Origin of the sequence: Streptomyces sp. NPDC004610 (genome assembly GCF_040609715.1) — a bacterium.
GTDB lineage: Bacteria > Actinomycetota > Actinomycetes > Streptomycetales > Streptomycetaceae > Streptomyces.
In genome coordinates this window covers 201,474-227,511 of record NZ_JBEXLA010000002.1, presented here as the reverse complement: position 1 = coordinate 227,511, position 26,038 = coordinate 201,474, and the positions used below count along the sequence as shown (strand labels likewise).

Annotated in this window: 25 protein-coding genes; 4 read left to right on the top strand and 21 right to left on the bottom strand. The window is 70.5% G+C overall.

Features of this window, described 5'->3' with window-relative positions; all coding sequences use genetic code 11:
* Nucleotides 1-52 precede the first annotated feature (52 nt).
* Nucleotides 53-2,626, bottom strand: a complete 2,574-nt coding sequence (locus ABZX40_RS03090) for an ATP-binding protein (RefSeq protein WP_355740426.1) — start codon at nt 2,624-2,626, stop codon at nt 53-55.
* A 273-nt stretch (nt 2,627-2,899) separates the two neighbouring features.
* A complete protein-coding gene (locus ABZX40_RS03085) occupies nt 2,900-3,223 on the bottom strand; it encodes an STAS domain-containing protein (RefSeq protein WP_059203481.1) in 324 nt (107 codons plus the stop codon).
* 402 nt (nt 3,224-3,625) lie between these two features.
* Between ABZX40_RS03085 and ABZX40_RS03080 the strand changes: the two genes are divergently transcribed.
* A complete protein-coding gene (locus tag ABZX40_RS03080) occupies nt 3,626-4,198 on the top strand; it encodes a cob(I)yrinic acid a,c-diamide adenosyltransferase (RefSeq protein ID WP_355740428.1) in 573 nt (190 codons plus the stop codon).
* A 78-nt stretch (nt 4,199-4,276) separates the two neighbouring features.
* Here ABZX40_RS03080 and ABZX40_RS03075 read toward each other — a convergent pair whose 3' ends face one another.
* Nucleotides 4,277-4,840 (bottom strand): hypothetical protein, encoded by a 564-nt coding sequence (locus tag ABZX40_RS03075; protein ID WP_355740430.1) that lies wholly within the window; start codon nt 4,838-4,840, stop codon nt 4,277-4,279.
* A gap of 156 nt (nt 4,841-4,996) precedes the next feature.
* On the opposite strand from ABZX40_RS03075, the gene ABZX40_RS03070 reads away from it, so the two are divergent.
* The 3 genes from ABZX40_RS03070 (at nt 4,997) to ABZX40_RS03060 (ending at nt 8,849) form a co-directional block, all read left to right on the top strand.
* The gene (locus tag ABZX40_RS03070; RefSeq protein WP_355740432.1) at nt 4,997-6,202 is read left to right on the top strand and encodes a histidine kinase; all 1,206 of its coding nucleotides are present in this window, start codon (nt 4,997-4,999) and stop codon (nt 6,200-6,202) included.
* A 29-nt stretch (nt 6,203-6,231) separates the two neighbouring features.
* Nucleotides 6,232-6,873, top strand: a complete 642-nt coding sequence (locus ABZX40_RS03065) for a response regulator transcription factor (protein WP_355740655.1) — start codon at nt 6,232-6,234, stop codon at nt 6,871-6,873.
* 161 nt (nt 6,874-7,034) lie between these two features.
* Nucleotides 7,035-8,849, top strand: a complete 1,815-nt coding sequence (locus tag ABZX40_RS03060) for a glycoside hydrolase family 18 chitinase (RefSeq protein ID WP_355740434.1) — start codon at nt 7,035-7,037, stop codon at nt 8,847-8,849.
* 22 nt (nt 8,850-8,871) lie between these two features.
* On the opposite strand, the gene ABZX40_RS03055 is transcribed toward ABZX40_RS03060, so the two are convergent.
* The 18 genes from ABZX40_RS03055 to ABZX40_RS02970 form a co-directional block, all read right to left on the bottom strand.
* Nucleotides 8,872-9,318 (bottom strand): DUF2550 domain-containing protein, encoded by a 447-nt coding sequence (locus ABZX40_RS03055; RefSeq protein WP_355740436.1) that lies wholly within the window; start codon nt 9,316-9,318, stop codon nt 8,872-8,874.
* A gap of 173 nt (nt 9,319-9,491) precedes the next feature.
* Nucleotides 9,492-9,863 (bottom strand): F0F1 ATP synthase subunit epsilon, encoded by a 372-nt coding sequence (locus ABZX40_RS03050; protein WP_355740437.1) that lies wholly within the window; start codon nt 9,861-9,863, stop codon nt 9,492-9,494.
* A gap of 128 nt (nt 9,864-9,991) precedes the next feature.
* The gene (gene atpD / locus ABZX40_RS03045; RefSeq protein WP_355740439.1) at nt 9,992-11,428 is read right to left on the bottom strand and encodes a F0F1 ATP synthase subunit beta; all 1,437 of its coding nucleotides are present in this window, start codon (nt 11,426-11,428) and stop codon (nt 9,992-9,994) included.
* Complete coding sequence (locus ABZX40_RS03040; RefSeq protein ID WP_355740441.1) at nt 11,428-12,345, bottom strand: F0F1 ATP synthase subunit gamma; 918 nt, start codon at nt 12,343-12,345, stop codon at nt 11,428-11,430. The genes atpD and ABZX40_RS03040 overlap by 1 nt, the downstream gene beginning before the upstream one ends.
* Nucleotides 12,346-12,366: 21 nt before the next feature.
* The gene (gene atpA, locus ABZX40_RS03035) at nt 12,367-13,956 is read right to left on the bottom strand and encodes a F0F1 ATP synthase subunit alpha (RefSeq protein WP_355740443.1); all 1,590 of its coding nucleotides are present in this window, start codon (nt 13,954-13,956) and stop codon (nt 12,367-12,369) included.
* Between the two features lie 159 nt (nt 13,957-14,115).
* On the bottom strand, nt 14,116-14,931 hold the full coding sequence (locus tag ABZX40_RS03030; protein ID WP_355740445.1) for a F0F1 ATP synthase subunit delta: 816 nt from the start codon (nt 14,929-14,931) through the stop codon (nt 14,116-14,118).
* Complete coding sequence (locus tag ABZX40_RS03025; RefSeq protein ID WP_355740447.1) at nt 14,928-15,476, bottom strand: F0F1 ATP synthase subunit B; 549 nt, start codon at nt 15,474-15,476, stop codon at nt 14,928-14,930. The genes ABZX40_RS03030 and ABZX40_RS03025 overlap by 4 nt, the downstream gene beginning before the upstream one ends.
* 42 nt (nt 15,477-15,518) lie before the next feature.
* A complete protein-coding gene (atpE, locus tag ABZX40_RS03020; RefSeq protein ID WP_355740449.1) occupies nt 15,519-15,749 on the bottom strand; it encodes an ATP synthase F0 subunit C in 231 nt (76 codons plus the stop codon).
* A 90-nt stretch (nt 15,750-15,839) separates the two neighbouring features.
* Nucleotides 15,840-16,676, bottom strand: coding sequence for a F0F1 ATP synthase subunit A (gene atpB / locus ABZX40_RS03015; protein ID WP_355740657.1), 837 nt, complete (start codon nt 16,674-16,676; stop codon nt 15,840-15,842).
* A gap of 210 nt (nt 16,677-16,886) precedes the next feature.
* On the bottom strand, nt 16,887-17,324 hold the full coding sequence (locus ABZX40_RS03010) for a hypothetical protein (RefSeq protein WP_355740450.1): 438 nt from the start codon (nt 17,322-17,324) through the stop codon (nt 16,887-16,889).
* 322 nt (nt 17,325-17,646) lie between these two features.
* Complete coding sequence (locus ABZX40_RS03005; RefSeq protein WP_355740452.1) at nt 17,647-19,026, bottom strand: MraY family glycosyltransferase; 1,380 nt, start codon at nt 19,024-19,026, stop codon at nt 17,647-17,649.
* A 242-nt stretch (nt 19,027-19,268) separates the two neighbouring features.
* A complete protein-coding gene (glyA, locus tag ABZX40_RS03000) occupies nt 19,269-20,507 on the bottom strand; it encodes a serine hydroxymethyltransferase (RefSeq protein WP_355740454.1) in 1,239 nt (412 codons plus the stop codon).
* An 87-nt stretch (nt 20,508-20,594) separates the two neighbouring features.
* Nucleotides 20,595-21,293 (bottom strand): protein-tyrosine-phosphatase, encoded by a 699-nt coding sequence (locus tag ABZX40_RS02995; RefSeq protein WP_355740456.1) that lies wholly within the window; start codon nt 21,291-21,293, stop codon nt 20,595-20,597.
* Nucleotides 21,290-21,937 (bottom strand): L-threonylcarbamoyladenylate synthase, encoded by a 648-nt coding sequence (locus ABZX40_RS02990; RefSeq protein ID WP_355740458.1) that lies wholly within the window; start codon nt 21,935-21,937, stop codon nt 21,290-21,292. The genes ABZX40_RS02995 and ABZX40_RS02990 overlap by 4 nt, the downstream gene beginning before the upstream one ends.
* Before the next feature lie 79 nt (nt 21,938-22,016).
* Nucleotides 22,017-22,856: a peptide chain release factor N(5)-glutamine methyltransferase gene (gene prmC, locus ABZX40_RS02985; RefSeq protein WP_355740659.1), complete on the bottom strand. Its 840-nt coding sequence runs from the start codon at nt 22,854-22,856 to the stop codon at nt 22,017-22,019.
* Between the two features lie 106 nt (nt 22,857-22,962).
* Nucleotides 22,963-24,030, bottom strand: a complete 1,068-nt coding sequence (gene prfA / locus ABZX40_RS02980; RefSeq protein WP_355740460.1) for a peptide chain release factor 1 — start codon at nt 24,028-24,030, stop codon at nt 22,963-22,965.
* Between the two features lie 293 nt (nt 24,031-24,323).
* A complete protein-coding gene (rpmE, locus tag ABZX40_RS02975) occupies nt 24,324-24,545 on the bottom strand; it encodes a 50S ribosomal protein L31 (protein ID WP_355740462.1) in 222 nt (73 codons plus the stop codon).
* Nucleotides 24,546-24,717: 172 nt separating this feature from the next.
* Complete coding sequence (locus tag ABZX40_RS02970; protein ID WP_355740464.1) at nt 24,718-25,845, bottom strand: LCP family protein; 1,128 nt, start codon at nt 25,843-25,845, stop codon at nt 24,718-24,720.
* Nucleotides 25,846-26,038 lie beyond the last annotated feature (193 nt).

The window sequence follows — 26,038 nt, the reverse complement described above, 5'->3', positions numbered from 1 at the left end:
GCCCCTTCTCTCCCGTACGGAGACAAGGGGCGCCGGTGTGCCGTGGGACCGCTCAGATGCCGGAGAGCGAGGAGGCGTCGGGGGTGTCCGAGGCGTCCGGGGTGGTGCCGGGTTCGCCGCTCGCCGTCGAGGAGGCGCTCGGCGCCGGGCCGCTCGCCGAGGCCGAACCGCTGTTGGTGGCGGTCGGGGTGGGCGTGGCCGTCGGCGGCTCGGAGCTGTCCGTGGGGCTCGGCGACCCGGTGCCGGTGCCCGTGTCGGTGGGCGTCGGGGTCGGCGAGGTGGACGTGGAGGGCTTCGAGGTCGACGGCTTCGGCGTGGTCCGGGTCGGCGTCGGCGACGCGCCGCCGCTCCCCTGCGTGCCGCTCGGCCGGTCCGAGGGCTCGCCCGTGCCACCGGTGCCGGTGGCCGTCGGGGCGGGGTCGTCCGCGGTGCCCGGGGTGCCGTCGGGGCCGGGGTCGGTGGGGCGGGTGGTGCCGGGGTCGTCATCCCCCGCGTCGTCGGCGCCCAGGCTGTCGTCGCCGATGCCCTGGCTCGCCGACGGGTTGACGCCCACCTGGTCGGCCGGGGGCTCGCCCTCGCTGCTGGAGGTGGCGCCCAGGGTGACGACCGTACCGAGCACGGCCGCCAGCAGGGCGCCCGCGCCGGCCGCGACCAGATTGCGGCGGGCGAAGCCGCGCAGACCGCCGCGCGCCTTGCGGGAGGGTGCCGCCGGGCCGATCCGATGGGTCACCAGCGTGCCGTCGTCCAGCCGCTGGAGCGGCGGGAACTCGGCGAGCGAGCCCTGCACCCCGACGGGCGGCGGCGCGGGCTCCTCGGAGCGGGCGTCCGGCCCCTCCTCGGCGGCGGTGGCGGCCCCCAGCGCCGGGAAGCCGGTCCCCGGTGTGGTGCCCGCCCGGTCGTCGACGAGGGCCAGCGCCCGGCGTCCGGCGACCGTGCCCCGCTTGTCGGCGAGGGCCGCGCGCAGCCCGATGGAGGTCTCCAGCTCGGTGCGGGCCCGCTCCAGCCGGGCACGGCACAGCGCCAGCACCCCCAACTCATGGTGGAAGTACGCCTGTTCCGCGACCTCGCCGGAGAGCCGGGCCGCCTCGCCGCCGGCCCGCAGCGCCCGCTCCCAGGCGCTCCAGTGCAGTCCGGCCGCGAACGCGGGGGCCGCGGTGCGGGCCAGCTGGACCGCCGGGCTCTCCTCGCCCTCGGCGGGCGGCACGGTGTCCGGCACCAGTACGGCCAGCGCGGCGAGCACCGCCTCGGCCTCGGCGCAGACCCGCTCCGGGGTCACCGAGGGGTGTCCGGCCCACCAGGCGTAGTGCTGGGCGGCGAGTTGGGCGCTGCCGTCGAGGTCGTCGGCGTACCCGGCGGCCTCCAGCTGGGTCAGCACCCCGGCCGCGAGGCGGTAGCGGGAGCCCGCCGGGGAGACCAGCGCGCCGCCGAGCAGCTCACCGAGGGCGGCGTCGGCATGGGTGTCGCCGACCAGGGCCGGCAGATGCGCCTGGTGCGGCACCTCGCCGCCGAGCGCCACGGCGAACCGCAGGGTGGCGCGGGCCGAGGGGCTCAGCCGGGAGGCGAGCAGCGCGGCCGGGGCGGCGCCCTCGGCGAGGGAGGGCAGAGGTATGTCGTCGTGGACCGGGTCGCCGGGGAGCGCGCCGAAGGGCGCGTCGACGGGGAGTTCGGACAGCTCGGGCAGTTCCTGGAAGACGCCGACCTCGTCGAGGGCCTCGGCGCCGGCCCGCAGCCGGTCGCGCTGCCGCAGCAGCGCCCCGGCCTGCACGAACCGCAGCGGCAGCCCCTCCGACTCGAACCACAGGTCCCCGGCCCAGTTGACCTCGTCGTCGGTGAGCCCCCGCCCGGCGGCGCGGGCCAGCAGGTCCAGCCCCTGGGCCCGGTCGAGCCCGCCGAGCACGACCTCCTCGACGGCGGAGTCGGCGCCGGGCACGGGGGTGTCCGGGGTGGCGGCGAGCACGAAGGCGCACTCGGGGGTGGCGTCGAGGAGTTCGTCGAGCGCGGCGCCGCCGAACTCGATGTCGTCGACGACCACCACCGCGCCCACCTCGGCGAGCAGCGCGCGCAGTTCCTCGCCCTCGGGGCGGTACCGGGGCACCGCGTGGACGGCGTAGAAGAGGTCGTGGAGCAGATCGGCGGGGCCCCGGCCGATGCCGCTGAGCCGGACCACGCCGTCGGGGGCGAGATCGGCGCAGTCCTCGGCGACCAGGTCGAGCAGCCGGGTGCGGCCGGAGCCGCCTGGTCCGGTGAGCCGTACCGAACGGCCGCGGGCGAGCAGCCGGACCAGCCGCTCGCGCTCCTCCTGACGGCCCAGCAGCGGCAGCGGCTGCGGGGCCGGGCCGGGCGGCACGGGCGGTGCGGCGGCGCGGGCCGCCTCGGCGCGGGCGGCCGGGCCCTGCTTCACGGGCCGGACCGGGCGCTCGCCCGGCGGGCAGATCTCGATCTCGCTGCCGTCGACGGGATTGACGGTGAGCAGCAGATCGCCGGTGACGACCTGCACGGTCCGGGCCGGCGCGGGTGTGTGCTGGCCGAAGTCCTGGGTGAGGGAGTCCCGGGGCGGACGCGGGCGCGGCGCTTCGCCGTCGCCCTCGTGGCCGTACTCCTCGGGTCCCCGGTTGATCGGGTCCATCGGTTTCAAGCCCCCCAAAAGCGTCGTGTGGCGTGGGCCCCTCCCGGCCTGTTGCACACTGCGCTGTCGCTTCTGGTCCGGTGCCCGCTTCAGGGTGTCGGACGGCGGGCAACCGAACCGTAAACCTTGGCACAGTATCTACGACAGCCCGGGGTGCCGGGCCGTCCGACAGGTCACGGTCTCGTGAGAATTGGGCGCGTCGGGCCGAATTCCACAGCTCACGCACACCCCGTCCGGACCCCGTTCACGCCCTCCCCGGCCCGCCGCCCCGGGTCACACCCGGGGCAGTGACTCCACGCCGATGCCGCCCTCGATGGCCAGGATCCGGTGCAGCCGGGTGGCGACCAGCAGGCGCTGCATCTGCGGCGGTACCCCGCGCAGCACCAGCCGCCGGCCACAGCGTCCGGCCCGCCGGTGCGCCCCCATGATCACCCCGAGTCCGGTGGCGTCCCAGGAGTCCAGCTCGGACAGGTCCAGGACCAGATCGCCGACGCCGTCGTCGACCGCCGTATGCAGGGCCGTACGGGCGTCCGCCGCGCTGCGGACGTCGAGGCGGCCCCCGACGACCAGCTCGACGTGGTCGCCCCTGATGTGCATATGCGCTCCCCGTGCTGCGTGTGTGATGCTCCGCGGTGGTGATGTCCGTCGACGCAACCTCTGACTGCGCCGAGCGCCCCCGGGTTGCCGTCTGTAAGCGAACCGATACCGAATTCACCCCGAGGTGTGATGCCCACGGGGTTTGTGCGGCCGATCGGCCGTCATACGGGCTCAGTGGCTGTAGAAGCCCTGCCCGCTCCCGCGCCCGATGTCACCGGTGTCCACCATCCGGCGCATCGGCACCGCGAGGTTGCGTGCCACTGTGCGACTCCCCTGATACGCGCTGTCGTTGTGTCCCTGGCCGGACCTTAGCGGCCCGGGGCCCGTGTGTGACCGCTAAGTAACGCGCGTCACGTCTCACATGACGGACATCACACCGAGGGGAGTAACTACGCTGGACCCATGGTCAATCTGACGCGTATCTATACGAGGACCGGCGACAAGGGCACCACCAATCTGGGGGATATGAGCCGCGTCCCGAAGACCGATCTGCGGATCGCCGCGTACGCGGACGCCAACGAGGCGAACGCGGCGATCGGTACGGCGCTCGCGCTCGGCGGGCTGGACGAGGCGACCTCGGCGGTCCTCACCCGCGTCCAGAACGACCTGTTCGACGTGGGCGCGGATCTGTCGACGCCGGTGGTGGAGAAGCCGGAGTTCCCGCCGCTGCGGGTCGAACAGTTCTATGTCGACCGGCTGGAGGCCGACTGCGACCGTTTCAATGAGCAGTTGGAGAAGTTGCGCTCGTTCATCCTGCCGGGCGGTACGGCGGGCGCGGCGCTGCTGCATCAGGCGTGCACGGTGGTACGGCGGGCCGAGCGGTCCACGTGGGCGGCGCTGGAGCGGCACGGGGAGACGATGAATCCGCTCACCGCGACGTATCTCAACCGGTTGTCGGATCTGCTTTTCATCTTGGCGCGGGTGGCGAACGGGGAGCGGGGGGATGTGTTGTGGGTGCCGGGGGGTGAGCGGTAGCGCGTCAGGGGGTGCCGGGTCCTGCCGGGTGGCGGGTGCGGGGTTGTGGGTGGCTGGTCGCGCAGTTCCTCGCGCCCCCTAACGGCGATGCTCCAGCTGTTTCTCTTCTGTCTCGGGGGCCTTCGAGGGCCAGATGGCGTAGGTGAGGGCGATGAGGCCGTGGATGCCGACCACTCTCAGGGCCGCCCACTGGAAGGCCCGCAGGGATGAGGTGTCGCCGTCCCCCACGTACCAGATCGCGGCCTGGAGCAGGGCGCAGGCGACGGCCGCCGCCAGGACCGTGCGGAGCCACAGGCGGCCCTCGTGGGCGGCGCGGGCCCTGCCGTGGCGCGGGGGCTTGGGCGGGGGCGGTGCGCCGCCGAAGCGGTGGGCGGCATGGCCGTCGAGCCAGGTGATCGTGTAGTGGCCGTACGCGACCGTGAAGCCGATGTAGAGGGCGGCGAGGCCGTGTGTCCAGCTCGGCTCGGCGCCGTTGCGCAGATCGATCGCCGTCACGACGAACAGCACGACCTCCAGCAGCGGCTCGCACAGCAGCAGGACCACACTGGTCCGCTGCCACTTCAGCAGATAGCGGGCGGCCAGCCCCAGGACCAGCAGGACCCAGAACCCGACCTCGCAGACGATGATCAGGGCGACGATCATGGGGTGCTCCCTTCCTCTCCGTCACTCCCAAGGCTCCCGGCTGGCCGGGGCCGACGCGTCGTCGCCGGTGAGGAAGTGGCGGTACATCGAAAGATGCAGTCGGGGACCCTTCCCCGGGATCAGGCGTCCGGGCGTCCGGCCGTGTTGGATGGGGGTATGGCCGCCCGTCCGTCCCGTCTGCCCCGCCCGCACCCGTTCGACGTCCGTATCGCGCTCGGCGGGCTGATCGGCGGCGCCGCGCTGGCGGCGATCGGGCTCGGGGTGCGCCCCAGGGGCGGCGTCGGGGTGCTGTTCGACGGGCCGTGGCCGCTGCTGGTGCCGCTGGCCGTGATGGCGGGCTGCGAGCTGCTGCGCCGGACCGCGCCCGCCGTGGCGCTGCCGGTCGCGACCGTGGCGCTGGTGCTGGACCAGATCACCCAGGGCAGCCTGGTCACCATCCTGATGTTCACGGATGTGATGTACGCGGCCGTGCTGTACGGGACGCCCACCGCGGCCCGGCGCATCCCCTGGATCACCGGCATGCTGTCGGTGCTGGCCACCGTCGTGCCGTTCGCCCTGTGGCGGACACCGGAGACCCTGCTGATCGGCGTCGCCACCGGCATCGTCGCCTTCGCGCCCGCGTCCACCGGGCTGATCGTGCGCAACCATCGCGAGGCCGCCGACACCGCCCGGCTGCGGGCGGAGCAGACCGCGCTGCTGGCCGAGATGGACCGGACGCAGGCGGTGATCGCCGAGCGCGCCCGGATGGCCAGGGAGCTGCACGACATGGTCGCCAACCATCTCTCCGCCATCGCCATCCACTCCAGTGCCGCCCTCTCCCTGAACGACGACCAGACCTCCCGGGACGCCCTCGCGGTGATCCGGGAGAACAGCGTGGAGGGCCTCGCCGAGATGCGGCGGCTGATCGGCATCCTGCGCGACGACAGCGGTGACCGGGAACCGGCGGCGGCGCCCACCCTCGACGGGCTCGACGCGCTGGTGGAAACCGCCCGCGCCAACGGCCTGGAGGTGACGCTGGACGCCCGGTGCGGCGAGGGGCTGCCGGCGCCGGTCGGGATGGCCGCGTACCGGATCGTCCAGGAGTCGCTGACCAACGCGCTCAAGCACGCGGGGCCGGGGACGGTCACCGTGGCGCTGGCCCGGCGCAGCGACTCCCTGACGGTCACCGTGAGCAGTCCCCACGGCGACCGGGACGGGCCGCGCGCACCCGGCTCCGGGGCCGGGCTGGTGGGGATGCGGGAGCGGGCCACGCTGCTGCACGGCACCTTCGAGGCCGGGCCGGAGGAGTCCGCGGACCCGGCCCACCGCACGATCTGGACCGTCCGGGCGTCGCTGCCCGTGGCCGAGGGAGAATCGGAATGACCCAGTCCGCAGCCGGGGAGGGTGCCGGGGTGATCCGGGTGCTGGTCGCCGAGGACCAGTCCGCCGTACGGGCCGGGCTGGTGCTGATTCTGCGCAGCGCGCCCGATATCGAGGTGGTCGGTGAGGCGGCGGACGGCGAGCGGGCCGTGGCGCTGGCCCGGGAGCTGCGGCCCGATCTGGTGCTGATGGACATTCAGATGCCCCGGCTGGACGGGGTGTCGGCGACCCGGACGGTGGTCGCGGAGGGCCTCGCGGATGTCCTGGTGCTGACCACCTTCGATCTGGACGAGTATGTCTTCGGGGCGCTGCGGGCGGGCGCCTCGGGGTTTCTGCTGAAGAACACCGAGGCCCGGGATCTGCTGGCGGCGGTCCGTACGGTGGCGCGGGGCGAGGGACTGATCGCGCCGGCGGTGACCCGGCGGCTGATCGCCGAGTTCGCGGCGAAGCCGGTGAAGCGGCCGGGTACCGATCCGGCCGTTCTGGAGGCGCTCACCCGGCGGGAGCGCGAGGTGCTGTCGTGCCTCGGCGAGGGGCTGTCCAACGCGGCTGTCGCGGCCCGCCTGGACATGGCGGAGGCAACGGTGAAGACGCACGTCAGCCGCCTGCTGGGCAAGCTGGAGCTGCGCAGCCGGGTGCAAGCGGCGGTGCTCGCGCAGGAGTTGGGGATCTAGCCGGCGAGGGCGCCCCGGCGGCCGTGCCGCATTGAACAACCTCCTTGGGCAATGGTCCAGACCTATTGACCGGTGGTCCAGACCTTTCTATTCTCGCGTCACTACGCCATGCCCATGGCAAGGCGTCACACCCCTGACAACTCCCAAGGAGGCGCTTCGCAATGCGCTTCAGACACAAAGCGGTCGCGGCGCTCACCACGCTGCTCCTCCCGCTCGCGGGGCTGGTCGGACTCGCCACGCCCGCCCAGGCCGCCACCTCGGCGACCGCCACCTTCACCAAGCCCCAGGACTGGGGCACCGGCTTCACCGGCCAGTGGACCGTCAAGAACACCGGCACCACCACCATCAGCTCCTGGACGGTGGAGTGGGACTACCCCACCGGTACCCGGGTCGGCTCCGGCTGGGACGCCACCATCACCAGCACCGGTGACCACTGGACCGCCAAGAACCTGGGCTGGAACGGCACCCTCGCCCCCGGCGCCTCGGTCACCTTCGGCTACAACGGCACCGGCTCCGGCGCGCCCGCCAACTGTAAGCTCAACGGCGGCAACTGCGACGGCACCACGGTCCCCGGCGACAACCCCCCGTCCGCGCCGGGCACCCCCACCGCCTCCGCGATCACCAACACCTCGGTGAAGCTGGACTGGACCGCCGCCACCGACGACACCGGCGTCAAGAACTACGACGTCCTGCGCGGCTCCACGGTGGTCGCCACGGTGACCGGCACGACCTACACCAACACCGGTCTCACCGCGGGCACGGACTACTCGTACTCGATCCAGGCCCGGGACACCGCCGACCAGACCGGCCCGGTCAGCGGCTCGGTCGCCGTCCGCACCACCGGCGGTGACCCGCCCCCGCCGCCCGGCAAGACCAACCTCGGGTACTTCGCGGAGTGGGGCGTCTACGCCCGCAACTACCACGCCAAGAACCTGGACACCTCGGGCTCCGCGGCCAAGATGACGCACATCAACTACTCCTTCGGCAATGTCCAGGGTGGTAAGTGCACGATGGGCGACTCCTACGCCGCCATCGAGAAGTCGTACACGGCCGACCAGTCCGTCTCCGGTGTCGCCGACACCTGGGACCAGCCGCTGCGGGGCAACTTCAACCAGCTCCGCCAGCTGAAGGCCAAGTACCCGCACCTGAAGATCCTGTGGTCGTTCGGCGGCTGGACCTGGTCCGGTGGCTTCACCCAGGCCGTGCAGAACCCGACCGCGTTCGCCGAGTCCTGCTACGCGCTGGTCGAGGACCCGCGCTGGGCCGATGTCTTCGACGGCATCGACCTGGACTGGGAGTACCCGAACGCCTGCGGCCTGACCTGTGACACCTCCGGCCCCGCGGCCTTCAAGAACATGATGACGGCCATGCGCGCCAAGTTCGGTGCCAACAACCTGGTCACCGCCGCGATCACCGCCGACGCCTCCCCTGGCGGCAAGATCGAGAAGACCGACTACGCCGGCGCGGCCTCGTCCTACGACTGGCTCAACGTCATGACGTACGACTTCTTCGGTTCCTGGGCGGCGCAGGGCCCGACGGCCCCGCACTCCCCGCTGCACCCCTACCCGGGCATCCCGCAGCAGGGCTTCTCCTCCTCGGAGGCGATCGCCAAACTGAAGGCACAGGGCGTCCCGGCGAACAAGCTGCTGCTGGGCATCGGCTTCTACGGCAGAGGCTGGACCGGGGTCACCCAGTCGACACCCGGCGGCACCGCCACCGGACCCGCGACCGGCATCGAACCCGGCAACCAGGACTACAAGATCCTCAAGACCACCTGCCCGGCCACCGGCACCATCGGCGGCACCGCCTACGCCCACTGCGGCAACAACTGGTGGTCCTACGACACCCCGGCCACCATCGCGGGCAAGATGACCTGGGCCAAGAGCCAGGGCCTGGGCGGCGCGTTCTTCTGGGAGCTGAGCGGCGACACCGCCGACGGCGAACTGGTGACCGCGATCAGCAACGGTCTGAAGTAACACCCCACAACTGAACAGCTAGCTAAGCGACATTGACGCGCTGACCGGGCGGGGCTGCTTCCAGCCACGCGAGAAATCCGGTCAGCGCGTCTTCGCTCATGGCGAGTTCCAGGCGGACACCCTGATGGAGACAGGTCAGGATCACCGCGTCGGACAGCAGCGCCAGTTCCTCCTCGCCCTCGGGCAGCCGGCGCCCGGCCACCTCGATCGACGCGCGCTCCAGGACCCGGCGCGGACGGGGAGCGTAGGAGAAGACCCTGAACCACTCGATCCGGTCACCGTTGTAGCGGGCGATGCCGTACGCCCAGCCCTTGCCGCTGGTGTCGCCGGACTCCGGGACCCCCCAGCGCAGCGAACAGTCGAAGGTGCCGCCGGAGCGCTGGATCAGTCTGCGCCGCAGCCCGAAGACGAACAGGCCGATCACCACAAGGGCGACGACGATTCCGCACACAGTCAGAGCGAGGACCATCGACACCGACCTCCTCGTCTCCTAGGTACCCGCTACAGGTAACGGAACGGAAAAAACTTCCATATCTGCCACAGCCGCGACCGGCACCGGATCGCTCCGGTTCCAGCCGCGGCTGAGTGACGTCATGATACGGGCGCTCTCCCAGATCTTAGTCGGCCTGAGAGGTGCCCCGGTCAGCGCGTGGTGGCCGCCTGAAGACGGACCTCGGCACGACGGCCGGCGGACGAGTCGTCCCCCGACTTCGCGCGCTCCAGCGCCCGCTCGGCCCGCTGGACATCGATCTCGTCCGACAGCTCGGCGATCTCGGCCAGCAGCGACAGCTTGTTGTCCGCGAAGGAGATGAAACCGCCGTGCACCGCGGCGACGACCGTTCCCCCCTCACTCGTACGGATGGTCACCGGGCCCGACTCCAGCACGCCCAGCAGCGGCTGGTGACCGGGCATGACGCCGATGTCACCGGACGTGGTGCGCGCGACGACCAGGGTGGCTTCGCCGGACCAGACCTCTCGGTCGGCCGCGACCAGCGCGACATGCAGCTCAGCCAAGGGGGGCTCCTCGGGTCACCACCCGGCGTTCGTGCCGGGTGTTAGGTCACATTCTAGGGGGGCGTGAAAAGAGGGGCCGGGCGTACCCCGCCCCTCTTGAGTCACGCGGGTTCACGAGTGAACCGGGGTCAGGAGACGCCCAGTTCCTTCGCCTTGCTCTTCAGGTCCTCGACGCCACCGCACATGAAGAACGCCTGCTCGGGGAAGTGGTCGTACTCGCCGTCGCAGATCGCGTTGAAGGCCGCGATCGACTCGTCCAGCGGGACGTCCGACCCGTCGACGCCGGTGAACTGCTTGGCGGCGTGGGTGTTCTGGGACAGGAAGCGCTCCACCCGGCGGGCCCGGTGGACAACGAGCTTGTCCTCCTCGCCCAGCTCGTCGATACCGAGGATCGCGATGATGTCCTGGAGGTCCTTGTACTTCTGCAGGATGTTCTTGACGCGCATGGCGGCGTCGTAGTGGTCCTGCGCGATGTAGCGGGGGTCCAGGATCCGGGACGTGGAGTCCAGCGGGTCCACGGCCGGGTAGATGCCCTTCTCGGAGATCGGACGGGAGAGCACCGTCGTCGCGTCGAGGTGGGCGAAGGTGGTGGCCGGGGCCGGGTCGGTCAGGTCGTCCGCGGGGACGTAGATCGCCTGCATCGAGGTGATCGAGTGACCGCGGGTCGAGGTGATGCGCTCCTGGAGCTGACCCATCTCATCGGCCAGGTTCGGCTGGTAACCCACCGCGGACGGCATCCGGCCGAGCAGGGTGGAGACCTCGGAACCGGCCTGGGTGAAGCGGAAGATGTTGTCGATGAAGAACAGCACGTCCTGCTTCTGCACATCGCGGAAGTACTCCGCCATGGTCAGACCGGCCAGGGCGACGCGCAGACGGGTGCCCGGCGGCTCGTCCATCTGGCCGAAGACCAGGGCGGTCTTGTCCAGCACGCCGGACTCTTCCATCTCCGCGATGAGGTCGTTGCCCTCACGGGTGCGCTCACCGACGCCCGCGAAGACGGAGACGCCCTCGTGGAGGTTGGCGACACGCATGATCATTTCCTGGATCAGCACGGTCTTGCCGACACCGGCACCACCGAACAGACCGATCTTGCCACCGCGGACGTACGGGGTCAGCAGGTCGACGACCTTCAGGCCCGTCTCGAACATCTCGGTCTTGGATTCGAGCTGGTCGAAGGCGGGGGCCTTGCGGTGGATGGACCAGCGCTCACCCTCGTAGGCGTCCTCGGAGTTCAGCACCTCGCCGAGGGTGTTGAACACCTTGCCCTTGGTGAAGTCACCGACGGGGACGCTGATGCCCGTGCCCGTGTCGGTCACCGGGGCCTGGCGGACCAGACCGTCGGTGGGCTGCATCGAGATGGTGCGGACCAGGCCGTCACCCAGGTGCTGGGCGACCTCCAGGGTCAGCGTCTTCTTCTCGCCGGCGTTGGCCGGGTCGGCCACCTCGACGTGAAGGGCGTTGTAGATCTCCGGCATCACGTCGACGGGGAACTCCACGTCGACGACCGGGCCGATGACCCGGGCGACGCGGCCCGTGGCAACGGCCGATTCAACTGTCGTCGTCATTACTTGTCACTCCCCGCGGTCGCGTCGGCCAGGGCTGCGGTGCCACCGACGATCTCGCTGATTTCCTGGGTGATTTCGGCCTGTCGGGCCGCGTTGGCAAGTCGGGAGAGCGAGGTGATGAGGTCTCCCGCGTTGTCGGTGGCCGACTTCATCGCGCGCCGCGTGGCGGCGTGCTTGGAGGCGGCCGACTGGAGCAGCGCGTTGTAGATACGGCTCTCCACATAGCGCGGCAGCAGGGCGTCGAGAACGTCCTCCGCCGACGGCTCGAAGTCGTACAGCGGAAGGATCTCGCCCTTGGTGGACGACTCCTCGGCCACCTCGTCGAGGCTGAGGGGCAGCAGGCGGGAGCCGGCCGCCGTCTGCGTCATCATCGAGATGAACTCGGTGTAGACGATGTGGAGCTCGTCCACCCCGCCGTCGGCCGTGTCCCGCTCGATGGCCTCGATCAGCGGAACGGCGACCTTCTTCGCGTCCGCGTACGTCGGGTCGTCGGTGAAGCCCGACCACGACTCCGCGACGTTGCGCTCACGGAAGTTGTAGTGGGCCAGCCCACGCCGGCCGACGATGTACGTGTCGACCTGCCGGCCCTCGCGCTCCAGGCGCTCGGTCAGCTGCTCCGCCGCCTTGATGGCGTTGGAGTTGAAGGCACCGGCCAGACCGCGGTCGCTGGTCAGCAGCAGCACCGCGGCCCGGGTGACCGTCTCGGCCTGGGTGGTCAGCGGGTGCTTGGTGTTCGACCCGGTGCCGACCGCCGTGACCGCACGCGTCAGTTCCTGCGCGTACGGGGTGGAGGCCGCCACCTTGCGCTGCGCCTTGACGACGCGCGAGGCGGCGATCATCTCCATCGCCTTGGTGATCTTCTTGGTCGCGGTGACGGAACGGATGCGACGCTTGTAGACCCGGAGCTGGGCTCCCATGAGTCAGGTCCCTTCCTTACGTCACTTGGCGGCGGACGGGGCGTCCTCGCCGAGCAGCTTGCCGTCCGAGGTCTCGAACTGCTTCTTGAACTCGGCAACGGCGTCGTCGATCGCCTGGATGGTGTCGTCCGACATCTTGGCGCCCTCCTTGATGGAGGTCATCAGGCCCTGCTCCTTGCGGTGCAGGTACTCCAGCAGCTCCTTCTCGAAGCGGCGGATGTCGGCGACCGGTACCTCGTCCATCCGGCCGTTGGTGCCGGCCCAGACGGAGACGACCTGGTCCTCGGTGGCCATCGGCTGGTACTGGGGCTGCTTGAGCAGCTCGACCATCCGCTGCCCCCGCTCCAGCTGCGCCTTGGACGCGGCGTCCAGGTCGGAACCGAAGGCGGCGAACGCCTCCAGCTCACGGAACTGGGCGAGGTCCACGCGCAGTCGGCCGGAGACCTGGCGCATCGCCTTGTGCTGGGCGGATCCACCGACTCGGGAGACGGAGATACCCACGTTCAGCGCGGGGCGCTGACCGGCGTTGAACAGGTCCGACTCCAGGAAGCACTGGCCGTCGGTGATGGAGATGACGTTGGTCGGGATGAACGCCGAGACGTCGTTGGCCTTGGTCTCGACGATCGGCAGACCGGTCATCGAGCCGGCGCCCATCTCGTCGGAGAGCTTGGCGCAGCGCTCCAGGAGCCGGGAGTGCAGGTAGAAGACGTCACCCGGGTACGCCTCACGGCCCGGCGGGCGGCGCAGCAGCAGGGAAACGGCGCGGTAGGCGTCGGCCTGCTTGGAGAGGTCGTCGAAGATGATCAGGACGTGCTTGCCCTCGTACATCCACTGCTGGCCGATGGCCGAGCCGGTGTAGGGCGCCAGGTACTTGAAGCCGGCCGGGTCGGACGCCGGGGCGGCGACGATCGTGGTGTACTCCAGCGCGCCGGCGTCCTCCAGGGCGCCACGCACGGAGGCGATGGTCGAGCCCTTCTGGCCGATGGCGACGTAGACGCAGCGGACCTGCTTCTTCGGGTCGCCGGAGCGCCAGTTGTCCCGCTGGTTGATGATCGTGTCGACGGCCAGGGCGGTCTTGCCGGTCTGGCGGTCACCGATGATCAGCTGGCGCTGGCCGCGGCCGATCGGGGTCATCGCGTCGACGGCCTTGTAGCCGGTCTCCATCGGCTCGTGCACCGACTTGCGCTGCATGACCGTGGGGGCCTGCAGTTCAAGGGCGCGGCGGCCGGACGTCTCGATCTCGCCGAGGCCGTCGATCGGGTTGCCGAGCGGGTCGACAACGCGGCCGAGGTAGCCCTCGCCGACGGCGACGGACAGCACCTCACCGGTGCGCTGCACCGGCTGGCCCTCCTCGATGCCGCTGAACTCACCGAGGACGATGGCACCGATCTCGCGCTCTTCGAGGTTGAGCGCGAGGCCGAGGGTGCCGTCCTCGAACTTCAGCAGTTCGTTGGCCATGGCCGAGGGAAGCCCCTCGACCTTCGCGATGCCGTCGCCGGCAAGGGTGACCGTACCGACCTCCTCGCGCGAGGCCGCGTCCGGCTGGTACGACTGGACGAAGGTCTCCAGTGCGTCCCGGATCTCCTCCGGCCGGATCGTGAGCTCCGCCATCTGGGTTCCCTGCTCTCCTTGTTGGGCCCGAAGTTTCACTTGGGGGGATGGGGACTCCCCCCTGAAAGAGGTGAATCCTCTGCACGGCCCAACATGGGCCGTCATTACTGCTCCGGTACTACTCAGGTACTGCTCTGCTTGTTCAGTTGCGGCGGGGGTTCAGCCCGCCAGGCGCCGCGCCGCGTCCTCGATACGGTCCGCGATGGAGCCGTTGATGACGTCGTCACCGATCTGCACCCGGATCCCGCCGACGACCTCGGGGTCGACATCGAGGTTCAGATGCATCTGGTGGCCGTAGAGCGCCGCCAGGGCCTGGCCCAGACGCTGCTTCTGCTGGTCGCTCAGCGGAACCGCCGAGGTGACCACCGCGACCATCCGGCTGCGGCGGTCGGCGGCGAGCTTGGACAGGGAGTCGAGCCCTGCTTCCAGGCTACGTCCACGCGGCACGGTGACCAGACGGGTGACGAGCCGCTCGGTGACGGCGTCGGCCCGGCCGCCCAGCAGCGTGCCCAGCAGCTCGCTCTTGGCGGTGGCGGTGGCCTTGCGGTCGGTGAGCGCGGCGCGCAGCCCGGTGCTGGAGGCGATGATCCGGCCGAACCGGAACAGCTCGTCCTCGACGGCGTCGAGCGTGCCGCGCCGCTGGGCGGCGGTGAGGTCGGCGGTGTTCGCCAGCTCCTCCACCGCGTCCACCAGATCGCGGGTCTGCGACCAGCGGGCGCGGACCATGCCGGACACCAGGTCCGCGGTCTCGCCGCCGACCTGGCTGCCGAGCAGCCGCTGGACCAGGTCGGCCTTGGCCTCGCCGGACTGCGCCGGGTCGGTCAGGACCCGACGCAGCGAGACCTCGCGGTCGAGCAGCGCGGTGACGGCCGCCAGCTCCTCGCCGAGCCGGGCGGCATCCACCGACGTGGAGTCCGTCAGCGCGTCGAGTCGCTCGCGTGCGGCGGCCAGGGCGTCGCGGCTCGCGCCGTTCATCGAGCCGCCTCGGCCTTCTCCTCGAGCTCATCGAGGAAGCGGTCGATCACACGGCTCTGCCGGGCGTGGTCCTCAAGGGACTCGCCGACGAGCTTGCCGGCCAGGTCGGTGGCGAGCTTGCCGACGTCCTGGCGCAGCGCGGACGCGGCGGCCTTGCGGTCGGCCTCGATCTGGGTGTGACCGGCGGCGACGATCTCCTCGCGCTGCCGCTGGCCCTCCGCCCGCATCTCGGCGATGAGGGTGGCACCCTGCTCCTGCGCCTCCTGACGCAGTCGCGCGGCCTCGTGCCGGGCCTCGGCGAGCTGGGCCTTGTACTGCTCCAGCACGCTCTGGGCCTCGGTCTGGGCGGCCTCGGCCTTCTCGATACCGCCCTCGATGGCCTCGCGGCGCTCTTCCAGAACCTTGTTGATGTTCGGGAGGAGCTTCTTGGCGAGGAAGCCGAAGACGATGACGAAGGCGAGCAGGCCGACGACAAGCTCGGGAACGGGCGGGATGAGAGGACTCTGCGTCTCCCCCTCGGCCGCCAGAATGAGCAGCTGGCTCATGTCATTGCCTTTCGTCTAGTGGGCTGGTCGTTGCCGGAACGATCAGATGCCGTAGACGAACGGCATGACCAGGCCGATGAGGGCGAGCGCCTCACAGAAGGCGAAGCCGAGGATCTGGTTGGCGCGGATCAGACCGGCCGCCTCGGGCTGCCGGGCCAGGGCCTGGGTGCCGTTACCGAAGATGATGCCGACGCCGACGCCGGGACCGATCGCGGCGAGGCCGTAGCCGATGGAGCCGAGCGAGCCGGAAACAGCGGCAAGAGTCTGGGACATGCCAGTTCTTCCTTCTTCTTTTACGGACCGGTGGGGGTTGGCCACCGGACGCCTCGGGGGGTTTCTAGGGGGTGGGGCCGGGCTGCGCGCTCAGTGGTGCTCGGCGAGCGCGCCCTGAATGAAGGTGCAGGTCAGGAGGACGAACACATACGCCTGAAGGGCCTGGACGAACAGCTCGAAGACCGTCATCACCAGGACCATGAGGAAGGAGACACTCGCGTAGGCGATGCCGATGCCGTTGAACAGGTACCAGCTCGCGATGGTGAAGAGCAGCAGCAGGGTGTGTCCGGCGAACATGTTCGCGAAGAGCCGGACCGCGTGGGTGAACGGGCGGACCAGCAGGTTCGAGAAGAACTCGATGAGCATGGCCAGCGGCAGCACGGCGCCGAGGTCCTTGTTGTAGCCCGTGAAGTTCTTGAAGGCCCCGACGAAGCCGTGGCGCTTGAAGGTCAGGGAGACCCACAGCACGTAGACGATCAGTGCCAGCGCCGCGGGGTAGGCGATGATCGAGGTCACCGGGAACTGGGCGACCGGGACGATGGCCCAGATGTTCATGATCCAGATGAAGAAGAAGAGCGAGACGATCAGCGGAACGTACTTCTCGCCCTCCTTCTTGCCGATGGTCTCGTAGACCACGCCGCGGCGGATGAAGTCGTAGCCGGCCTCGGCGACCATCTGGAGCTTGCCCGGAACGACCTTCGGCTTGCGGAACGAGGCCCAGAAGAACCCGAGGACGACGATGGTGCTGACCAGTGCCAGCAGCATCGTCTTGTTGAAGTACAGGTTGCTGTTCGCGTCGCCCCAGATGGGTTCGAACAGGAACGAGTGCAGGCCGGGAGCCGGAAAACCACAATCGGTGAAGATCTGGCAGTCGGTCTCGAAGGCGAGCACCTGCGTCGGGTCAGCACTCACCGCGGGCTCCTTCAGCGTGGCGCATGGGTACGGCAACCTCGTTGTGTCGGCGCGGCGCAGGGCCGCGGTTCGGCACGGGACTGGTGTTTCTGGTGTGGGGGCGGCGGTTCGGCGTCGAGCCTCGCGATGGAACAGGCGTCAGCTCGAATGCCCGCGCCCGCTGTGCCGCAGTTGGCACCGGACGATAGCAGCTTGTCGAACGCGTCCTTATCCCGGCCCTACCCCTCACGACGAGGGGCCTGTCTTCTCGGGCTGGGCGGCCGTCGAGGACTCGGGTTCGACATAGAGGATCTTGGACTTCATGTGCGCGTAGGTCTGCGCGCCGATCCACGCGAGCGTCGTCGCGACCAGGGTGATCGCGAAGGCGCGCGGATTGAACAGCGTGGTGTCCCGGAACGCGGCGAGGAAGACGAAGAGCAGCAGGATCTGGGTCGCGTAGAGCATCAGACCCATGGCCTGGAAGAGATGCGGAAGCGATTTCGCGGTCCTCTGGAGGACGAGCAGCCCGATCCCCATGAAGAGGATCGTCACCAGCGCGGCCACTGCGGCCCCGAGGGCGCCCTTGCCATCCGCGATCACTCCACCGACCACGGCGGCGACGGCACCCACGGCGGCCGTGGGAACGGCGGCATGGATGAGCATCCGGGCGTCATTGGACGGCATGGCGGCAACTCCGCTTTTTCACAGTGGGGCAGGGGTGTCGTCATGGACGAGCGTAGTCCCGGGCCGAGCGGGAAACTCACGCCAATGGACCGTCGCACTACGGTCCTTCGGCCCTATCCCGGGTTCTCGTGAACGGTATCACAAACTATTTGATGAGGTCTTTACCTGCCGGTGTGCCCGGTGTCACACATGAGAGTGAATCTGCACGTCTGTGCAACCAGAGCGGGGACTTGTCTGGTATTGGTCCGCTTCGTCACCCGCGGGTTCTCCCATGAATTGGCAATGCTCTAGTCAGATTCTTACCTTCGCCACAGGTTCGGCGTCAGCGGGACGACCCGGCTTTGCGCCGATCCAGGAGCCGCGAACGGGGGCCGAGCGCGGTCGCTCCATTGACCCCGTTCACCCGCGTCGTGGTCGCGGTGGCCCCGGCCGCCCCGGCGGCGACGGGCACCGGCTCCGGCTCGACCGCCGGCTCGCCGGCGTACGTCTCCGCCCCGGCCTCCGCCTCCGCTTCCAGCAGCCCCTCGGCCGCCCGGCGGCGCCGGTAGCGCGGCGGGACGAAGGACTCCGCCCAGCGCGGGGCGCGCGGGGTGAACCTCGGCAGCAGAAGCAGCACCAGACCGAGCGCGCTCAGTACCACCACGGCGAGCACAATCCACATGGACGCGGAGTTCACGGAGTACGTCAGCGCCCCGAAGGCGATCAGCGCCGACCAGAAGTACATGATCAGCACGGAGCGGCTGTGCGAGTGGCCGATCTCCAGCAGCCGGTGGTGCAGATGCCCCCGGTCCGCGGCGAACGGCGACTGCCCGCGCCAGGTGCGCCGCACGATCGCCAGGATCAGATCGGCGGCCGGGATGGCGATGATGGTGAGCGGGAGCAGCAGGGGGATGTAGACCGGCACCGTCTGGTGCACGGTGTTGCGCTCCGAGCCGGAGAACAGGTTCATCACATCCGGGTCGACCTGCCCGGTCACCGAGATCGCGCTGGCCGCCAGCACCAGGCCGATCAGCATCGACCCCGAGTCCCCCATGAAGATCCGCGCCGGATGCATGTTGTGCGGCAGGAAGCCCAGGCACATCCCCATCAGCACGGCCGCGAACAGCGTGGCCGGGGCGGCGGCCTCGATGCCGTACGAGTACCAGATCCGGTAGGCGTACATGAAGAAGGCCGCCGCCGCGATGCACACCATGCCGGCCGCGAGGCCGTCCAGGCCGTCCACGAAGTTGACCGCGTTGATGGTGATCACGACCAGGGCGACGGTGAGCAGGGTGCCCTGCCACTGGGTCAGCGCGACCGTGCCGATACCGGGGATGGGCAGCCACAGAATCGTCAGACCCTGCATCACCATCACACCGGCGGCGATCATCTGCCCGCCGAGCTTGATCAGGGCGTCGATCTCGAACTTGTCGTCCAGGACGCCGATCAGCCAGATCAGCGCGGCGCCGCTGAGCAGCGCTCTTGGCTCGTTCGACTTCTCGAAGACCTGGTTGAGGTTGGTGAGGTGGTCGGCGACCAGCAGGCCCGCGCACAGGCCGAAGAACATGGCGATACCGCCGAGCCGCGGGGTCGGTTCCCGGTGGACGTCCCGGGCCCGGATCTCCGGCATCGCCCCGGCCACGATCGCGAACTTCCGTACCGGCCCTGTCAGCAGATACGTCACCGCGGCCGTGATGCAGAGCGTCAGCAGGTATTCACGCACGGGCTTCCCCACAGGTCTCGCTGGCCATCACAGCCCCACACCCTAGCGAGGGACGCATATGAGTGGGGACTTCCGGGTAGCGACGATGGTTGCACGTATCGCTGTGCAGAATTGTCGCCTTGTGCAGTGCACGGTGGTCACGACGGGGTGTACCGGTGTGCAAGGTGGTAACGGACGAGCGCCCGTGAAGGTGTCCGCCCGTGCACCCGAGAGCGCGTACGCCCCCGGGTGACCCGGCCCGTTCATCGGGGGTAGGGCGGGAAGGCGGCGGCCAGGTCCCGCACCTCGTCCCGGGTCCGGGCGCCGTCGCCGCGTCCGCGTACCGCGCTCACCAGCAGCCTGGCGATCCGGGCCATCTCCTCCTCGCCCATCCCCTGGGTGGTCACCGCCGCCGTCCCCAGCCGCAGCCCCCGGCCGTTGCCGCGGGGCAGCGGGCAGCAGTCCAGGATCATCCCGGCGGCGGCCAGCCGGCCCCGGGCGGTACGGCCGTCGACGCCGAGCGGGGCCGGGTCGGCGGCGATCAGATGGGTGTCGGTGCCCCCGGTGACGACCGTCATCCCCTCCGCGGCCAGCCCGGCGGCCAGTACCCGGGCGTTGGCGACGACCTGGTGGGCGTAGGCGGTGAAGGACGGGGCCGCCGCCTCACCGAAGGCCACCGCCTTCGCGGCGATGGTGTGCATCTGCGCCCCGCCCTGGGTGAAGGGGAACACCGCCCGGTCCACCCGCTCGGCCAGCTCGGGGCCGCACAGCAGCATCCCGCCGCGCGGCCCGCGCAGCACCTTGTGGGTCGTGGCGCACACCACATCGGCGTACGGCACCGGACTGGGCGCCGCTCCCCCGGCGACCAGCCCGGCCGGATGGGCGGCGTCGGCGATGAGATAGGCGCCCACCTCGTCGGCGATCTCCCGGAAGAGCGCGTAGTCAAGGTGGCGGGGGTAGGAGATGGAGCCGCAGACGATCGCCCGGGGGCGGTGGGCCAGCGCGAGGGCCCGGACCTGGGCGTGGTCGACGAGGCCGGTCCCCGGATCCACCCCGTACCCGTGGAAGGTGAACCACCGGCCGGAGAAGTTGGCCGGTGAGCCATGGGTGAGATGGCCGCCGTGGGCGAGCCCGAGGGCGAGCACCGTGTCCCCGGGGCTCAGCAGGGCGGCGTAGGCGGCGAGGACCGCCGAAGAGCCGGAGTACGGCTGCACATTGGCGTGGGCCGCCCCGAACAGCGACCGCGCCCGGTCCACCGCGATCCGCTCCGCGACATCGACGATCTCGCAGCCCCCGTGGTACCGGGCGCCCGGATATCCCTCGGCGTACTTGTTGGCCAGCGGCGAGCCCAGCGCGGCCAGCACGGCGGGCGAGGCGAAGTTCTCGGCGGCGTTCAGCTGGAGCGTGGTCGACTGCCGGGCCAGCTCACCGAGGAGCACCTCGGCCAGCTCGGGATCGCGCCGCCGCAGAACATCGGCCCCTGACTCATGGATGACCGTCATGATCCGCTCCGCACGTCGGGACTGACTGACGTACGTCCAATGTAGGCCGGGGCCCGGCGGGCCGCTTGCGGGTGGCGGCCCTACGGGTTACGGCCGGGTGCCCCGGGGGCCGTGGGCCGCCACCCCGGTGAGGGCCGTCACCACCGGGTCCAGCGCCTGGTGTATCTCGTCGCCGATGGAGCGGAAGAAGGGCAGGGGCGCCCCGTACGGGTCGTAGACCTCGTCCGCCTCGGCGGTCGGGGCGAGGAGCCAGCCGCGGAGCGCGGCCGCGGCCCGGACCAGGGCGCGGGCGCGGACGACCACTCCGTCCTCCAGGGAGGGCAGGGTCGCCGGGTCGATGGCCCGCACCAGGCGGGTGAACTCCTTCAGGGTGAAGGTGCGCAGGCCCGCCGAGTGGCCCATGGAGATCACCTGCGCCCGGTGGTCCCGGGTCGCGGTGAGCACCAGATCGGCCATGATGACGTGCTCGTCGAGGAGTTCGCGCCCGGTGAAGCCGGAGGCGTCCGCGCCGAAGTCGGCCAGCACCGCCTCGGCGTTGGCCTCCATGGGCGCCCCTTCATGGCCCCAGGTGCCGGCGCTCTCCACGATCAGCCCGCCGCCCAGGACCCCGAGCCGCTGACTCAGGTAATGCCGGGTCAGCCGCTCGGTGATGGGCGAGCGGCACACATTGCCGGTACTGACGTGGAGGATCCGGAAGCTGTCGCGCGGCAGCCCCACGAAGGTGGTGGTGATCTCCGCCGCACGTTCCCCGTTGCCTATGCCACGCCCCGCGTCAGGGGCTGTCAATTGGCCACCTCAAGGTCGGGTACGACCTTGCGCAGCTCCTCGGGCGAGAGCGCGCCCTCGCGCAGCAGCACCGGCACCGGGCGGGAGACGTCCACGATGGTGGACGGGACGATGCCGGGGGTGGGGCCGCCGTCGAGATAGACCGAGACGGAGTCGCCGAGCATCTGCTGCGCGGCGTCGCAGTCCTCCGGCGCCGGGTGGCCGGTGAGGTTGGCGGAGGAGACGGCCATCGGGCCGACCGCGGTGAGCAGTTCGATGGCGACGGGGTGCAGCGGCATCCGGACCGCGACCGTGCCCCGGGTGTCGCCCAGGTCCCACTGGAGGGACGGCTGGTGCCGGGCGACCAGGGTGAGGGCGCCCGGCCAGAACGCGTCGACCAGTTCCCAGGCCAGTTCGGAGAAGTCGGTGACGAGGCCGTGCAGGGTGTTCGGGGAGCCGATGAGGACGGGGGTGGGCATATTGCGGCCCCGGCCCTTGGCCTCCAGGAGATCGGCGACGGCCTCGGCGGAGAAGGCGTCGGCGCCGATGCCGTACACGGTGTCGGTGGGGAGGACCACCAGCTCGCCACGGCGGACGGCGGACCCGGCCTCGCGCAGACCGGTCACCCGGTCGGTCGCGTCATTGGTGTCGTAGCGCCGTGCCATATCTAGCGGGCCTCCTCGAAGCGGACGTACACGCGGTACGCGAACTGCGGGAATGAAGGGGTGCGGGTCGGGTGGGTGCTCACGGCAGTGCCTTGCGGGCGGTGGCGAAGCGGGGGCGGTTGTTGAGGTCGGGGTGGTCGGCGGCGTCGGCCCAGCCCCGCTCCTCGGTGAAGATCCACGGCACCTGGCCGCCCTGGGTGTCGGCGTGCTCGATGACGACGACCCCGCCGGGCCGCAGCAGCCGGAACGCGGTGCGCTCCAGCCCGCGGATCAGATCGAGGCCGTCCTCGCCGGAGAACAGGGCGAGATCGGGATCGTAGTCCCGGGCCTCGGGCGCCACGTACTCCCACTCGGTGAGGGGGATGTAGGGCGGGTTGGAGATCACCAGGTCGATCTGGCCGTCGAGGTCGGGGAAGGCGGTGAGGGCGTTGCCCTGGCGCAGCTCGACCCGGGAGCCCTCGACGTTCTTGCGGGTCCACACCAGGGCGTCCTCGGACAGCTCCACGGCGTGCACCCGGGAGCGCGGCACCTCCTGGGCGAGGGCCAGCGCGATGGCACCGGAGCCGGTGCACAGATCGACGATGGCGGGCTCGACCACATCCATCGCCCGTACCGCGTCTATGGCCCAGCCGACCACCGACTCGGTCTCCGGGCGGGGCACGAACACCCCGGGCCCCACCTGGAGTTCCAGATAGCGGAAGTAGGCGAGCCCGGTGATGTGCTGGAGCGGCTCACGCTGCTCCCGGCGGGCGATGACCTCCCAGTACCGGGCGTCGAAGTCGGCGTCCCGCACGGTGTGCAGCGCGCCCCGCTTCACCCCGTGCACGAACGCGGCCAGCTCCTCCGCGTCGGTGCGGGGCGAGGGCACGCCGGCGTCGGCCAGCCGCTGGGTGGCCTGGGCCACCTCCGCGAGCAGCACGCTGCGGGGGCTGGGGGGCCGCCCCCCGAATGACTGCTGCACGCCCGTCCTCCGTCGTCGTACTCGATCGCCGTTCCGTCTGCTGCTCTGTCCGCCTGGTGCGGTGTTACGCCGCCGCCAGCTTGGCCGCCGAGTCCGCGTCCACGCACGCCTGGATCACCGCGTCGAGGTCGCCGTCCAGGACCTGGTCCAGGTTGTACGCCTTGAAGCCGACGCGATGGTCCGAGAGCCGATTCTCCGGGAAGTTGTACGTACGGATCTTCTCGGAGCGGTCGACGGTGCGGACCTGGCTGCGGCGGGCGTCGGCGGCCTCCTTCTCCGCCTCCTCCTGGGCCGCGGCCAGCAGCCTGGAGCGCAGGATACGCATCGCCTGCTCCTTGTTCTGGAGCTGGCTCTTCTCGTTCTGGCAGGAAGCGACGACCCCGGTCGGGATATGGGTGATGCGGACGGCGGAGTCGGTGGTGTTGACGGACTGCCCGCCGGGCCCGGAGGACCGGTAGACGTCGATCCGCAGATCGTTCGGATTGATCTCCACATCCACCTCCTCGGCCTCGGGCGTGACCAGCACCCCGGCGGCGGAGGTGTGGATGCGGCCCTGCGACTCGGTGGCCGGCACCCGCTGCACCCGGTGCACCCCGCCCTCGTACTTCAGCCGCGCCCACACCCCGTGGCCGGGCTCGATCTGGCCCCGGGTCTTCACCGCGACCTGGACGTCCTTGTAGCCGCCCAGCTCGGACTCGGTGGCGTCGATGATCTCGGTCTTCCAGCCGACGCGCTCGGCGTAGCGCAGATACATCCGCAGCAGATCCCCGGCGAACAGGGCGGACTCGTCGCCGCCGGCGCCCGCCTTGATCTCCAGGATCACATCCTTGTCGTCGCTGGGGTCGCGCGGGACCAGCAGCAGCCGCAGCTTCTCGGTCAGCTCCTCGCGCTGCTTCTCCAGGTCCTTCACCTCGGCCGCGAAGTCGGAATCGTCGGCCGCCAGCTCACGCGCGGTGTCGATGTCGTCACCGGACGCCTTCCAGGAGCGGTAGGTGGCGACGATCGGGGTCAGCTCGGCGTAGCGCTTGTTGAGCTTGCGCGCATGGGCCTGATCGGCGTGGACCGAGGGGTCCGCGAGCTTGTGCTCCAGGTCGGCATGCTCCCCGACCAGCTCCTCGACGGCCTCGAACATCTTGGGCTCCTGTGTGTACGACGGTGAAGAAGGGGCGGGCGACCAAAAACGCCGGTCCCGGTACACCCCGGGCGGGGGCGTGACCGTGGACCGGCGCTAGGGCCTGCCCGGCGGATCAAGTCGGAGGAGATCCGCCGCACCTGTCGGTGCCGGGGAGCGGGTCCTGGTGCGTGCATCTGCAAGGCGGAGGAAGGAGTCGACGCGGAGCGTCGGCGACTGACGACAACGCCGCAGATGTGCGTGCCAGGACCCGCGTCTCGACAGGATCCGCCGGGCAGGCCCTAGGGGGCTCGCTACTTCTTGGAGCCGGCGGCCTTGCCGAAGCGGGCCTCGAAGCGGGCCACACGGCCACCGGTGTCGAGGATCTTCTGCTTGCCCGTGTAGAACGGGTGGCACTCGGAGCAGACCTCGGCCCGGACGGTGCCGGACTCGATGGTGCTGCGGGTGGTGAACGACGCGCCACAGGTGCAGCTGACCTGCGTCTCGACGTACTCGGGGTGGATGTCGCGCTTCAAGGTGTCTCCTAGTTTCGGGAGGGCACCGGGTCGCCGCCGCGGGGTGCGGGGCGTGAACCGGGGCCGACGGTCCAGTCTGCCAGGACTGGGGCCATCCCCCAAAACCGGGGGTTGCGGTCTTCTATTCCGCCCGGTCGCCGGGGGCCTGGCGGGGCACCGGCGCCCGGGGCGTCTACGGCGCCACGACCCCGTCCGCCTGCCCCGTGGCCGTGTCCTCGGTCGCCGACTTCGGGATCGGCTTGTCGGCCTTCAGGGCGGCCCACACCTGGTCCGCCTTCGCCTCGTCCAGCAGGACGCGGTTGAGGTCGGCGGGGTCGTACTGGACCGGCATGGTGACCATGTCCATGTTGGAGGAGCCGATGGATTTCAGACCGTTGGCCCAGGACATCAGGGCGTCGACCGAGCCCAGGTCGGAGTCGGTGGTGACGGTCTTGGTGGCGGTGTCGGCGAGCGCGTAGAGCCGGGTCGGGTTGGTGAACAGGCCGATGCTCTTGACCTGCTCGACCAGCGCCTTGACGAACGCCTGCTGGAGCTGGATCCGGCCGAGGTCGGAGCCGTCGCCCACGCCGTGCCGGGTGCGGACCAGGGCGAGGGCCTGCTCGCCGGTGAGCTGATGGGTGCCGGCCGGGAGGTCGAGATGGCTGTCGGCGTCGCTGATGGCCTCGGTGGTGGTGACCTCGACCCCGCCGAGTTCGTCGACCAGCTTCTCGAAGCCGCTGAAGTCGACCTCCAGGTAATGGTCCATCCGGATGCCGGTGAGCGTCTCGACGGTCTTCACCGCGCAGGCGGCGCCGCCGGTGGAGTACGCGGAATTGAACATCACGCCGTCGGCCGCCTGATGGGTGGTGCCGTCGGTGTCGGTGCACTCCGGGCGGTCGATCAGGGTGTCGCGGGGGATGGAGACGACGCTGGCCGACTTACGGCCCTCGTAGACATGCACGATCATCGCGGTGTCGGAGCGGGCGCTGCCGTCATCCTCACCGCCGCCGAGCTGCTGGTTGTCGCCGGAGCGGGTGTCCGAGCCGAGGACCAGGACGTTCTGCGAGCCGTCGTCGACCTTGACGGGCCGGTCGGAGCCGAGGGCCTGGTCGATGTTGACGCTCTTGAGGTTGCCGTTGAGCTTGAAGTAGACGTACCCGGCGCCGGTGCCGCCGAGGAGGACGATGCCGGCCGCCACCCAGGCCGCGATGTGCACCCCCGTGCTGCGGCGCTTGCGGCGGCGCCCCTTCGCCCGGCGACGGTGACCGCTGGAGCCGGGTGGGCCCGGTATGCCGGATCCCGGCGTGCTCTCGGCAGACATGTGCTCCTCGGTTCTCGTCCGGTCGGTGACCCCCAGAGGTGACGGACAGGGCGGGCGGGGCGTGCTCCGACGACACCGGGTACGGCCCCGTCTCCATCGTGCTCCGTACGGTCAGACGGGGAAACTCGGCACAGGGTTGCACGACGCACTGTGCCCACCGCCGGGGGCGATGGGCACAGGGAGTAGCCAGGTC

What these genes read in the sequence shown, in the direction of transcription:
- ABZX40_RS02990 (WP_355740458.1), bottom strand. Translation starts at nt 21,937, where the DNA reads ATGGCACGGCGCTACGACACCAATGACGCGACCGACCGGGTGACCGGT.
- ABZX40_RS03010 (WP_355740450.1), bottom strand. Translation starts at nt 17,324, where the DNA reads ATGCCGTCCAATGACGCCCGGATGCTCATCCATGCCGCCGTTCCCACG.
- ABZX40_RS03060 (WP_355740434.1), top strand. Translation starts at nt 7,035, where the DNA reads ATGCGCTTCAGACACAAAGCGGTCGCGGCGCTCACCACGCTGCTCCTC.
- atpE (WP_355740449.1), bottom strand. Translation starts at nt 15,749, where the DNA reads ATGTCCCAGACTCTTGCCGCTGTTTCCGGCTCGCTCGGCTCCATCGGC.
- ABZX40_RS03090 (WP_355740426.1), bottom strand. Translation starts at nt 2,626, where the DNA reads ATGGACCCGATCAACCGGGGACCCGAGGAGTACGGCCACGAGGGCGAC.
- ABZX40_RS03030 (WP_355740445.1), bottom strand. Translation starts at nt 14,931, where the DNA reads ATGAACGGCGCGAGCCGCGACGCCCTGGCCGCCGCACGCGAGCGACTC.
- ABZX40_RS03040 (WP_355740441.1), bottom strand. Translation starts at nt 12,345, where the DNA reads ATGGGAGCCCAGCTCCGGGTCTACAAGCGTCGCATCCGTTCCGTCACC.
- glyA (WP_355740454.1), bottom strand. Translation starts at nt 20,507, where the DNA reads ATGACGGTCATCCATGAGTCAGGGGCCGATGTTCTGCGGCGGCGCGAT.
- ABZX40_RS03055 (WP_355740436.1), bottom strand. Translation starts at nt 9,318, where the DNA reads ATGGTCCTCGCTCTGACTGTGTGCGGAATCGTCGTCGCCCTTGTGGTG.
- ABZX40_RS03070 (WP_355740432.1), top strand. Translation starts at nt 4,997, where the DNA reads ATGGCCGCCCGTCCGTCCCGTCTGCCCCGCCCGCACCCGTTCGACGTC.
- ABZX40_RS03085 (WP_059203481.1), bottom strand. Translation starts at nt 3,223, where the DNA reads ATGCACATCAGGGGCGACCACGTCGAGCTGGTCGTCGGGGGCCGCCTC.
- ABZX40_RS03025 (WP_355740447.1), bottom strand. Translation starts at nt 15,476, where the DNA reads ATGAGCCAGCTGCTCATTCTGGCGGCCGAGGGGGAGACGCAGAGTCCT.
- prfA (WP_355740460.1), bottom strand. Translation starts at nt 24,030, where the DNA reads ATGTTCGAGGCCGTCGAGGAGCTGGTCGGGGAGCATGCCGACCTGGAG.
- ABZX40_RS03080 (WP_355740428.1), top strand. Translation starts at nt 3,626, where the DNA reads ATGGTCAATCTGACGCGTATCTATACGAGGACCGGCGACAAGGGCACC.
- atpA (WP_355740443.1), bottom strand. Translation starts at nt 13,956, where the DNA reads ATGGCGGAGCTCACGATCCGGCCGGAGGAGATCCGGGACGCACTGGAG.
- ABZX40_RS02970 (WP_355740464.1), bottom strand. Translation starts at nt 25,845, where the DNA reads ATGTCTGCCGAGAGCACGCCGGGATCCGGCATACCGGGCCCACCCGGC.
- atpD (WP_355740439.1), bottom strand. Translation starts at nt 11,428, where the DNA reads ATGACGACGACAGTTGAATCGGCCGTTGCCACGGGCCGCGTCGCCCGG.
- ABZX40_RS03075 (WP_355740430.1), bottom strand. Translation starts at nt 4,840, where the DNA reads ATGATCGTCGCCCTGATCATCGTCTGCGAGGTCGGGTTCTGGGTCCTG.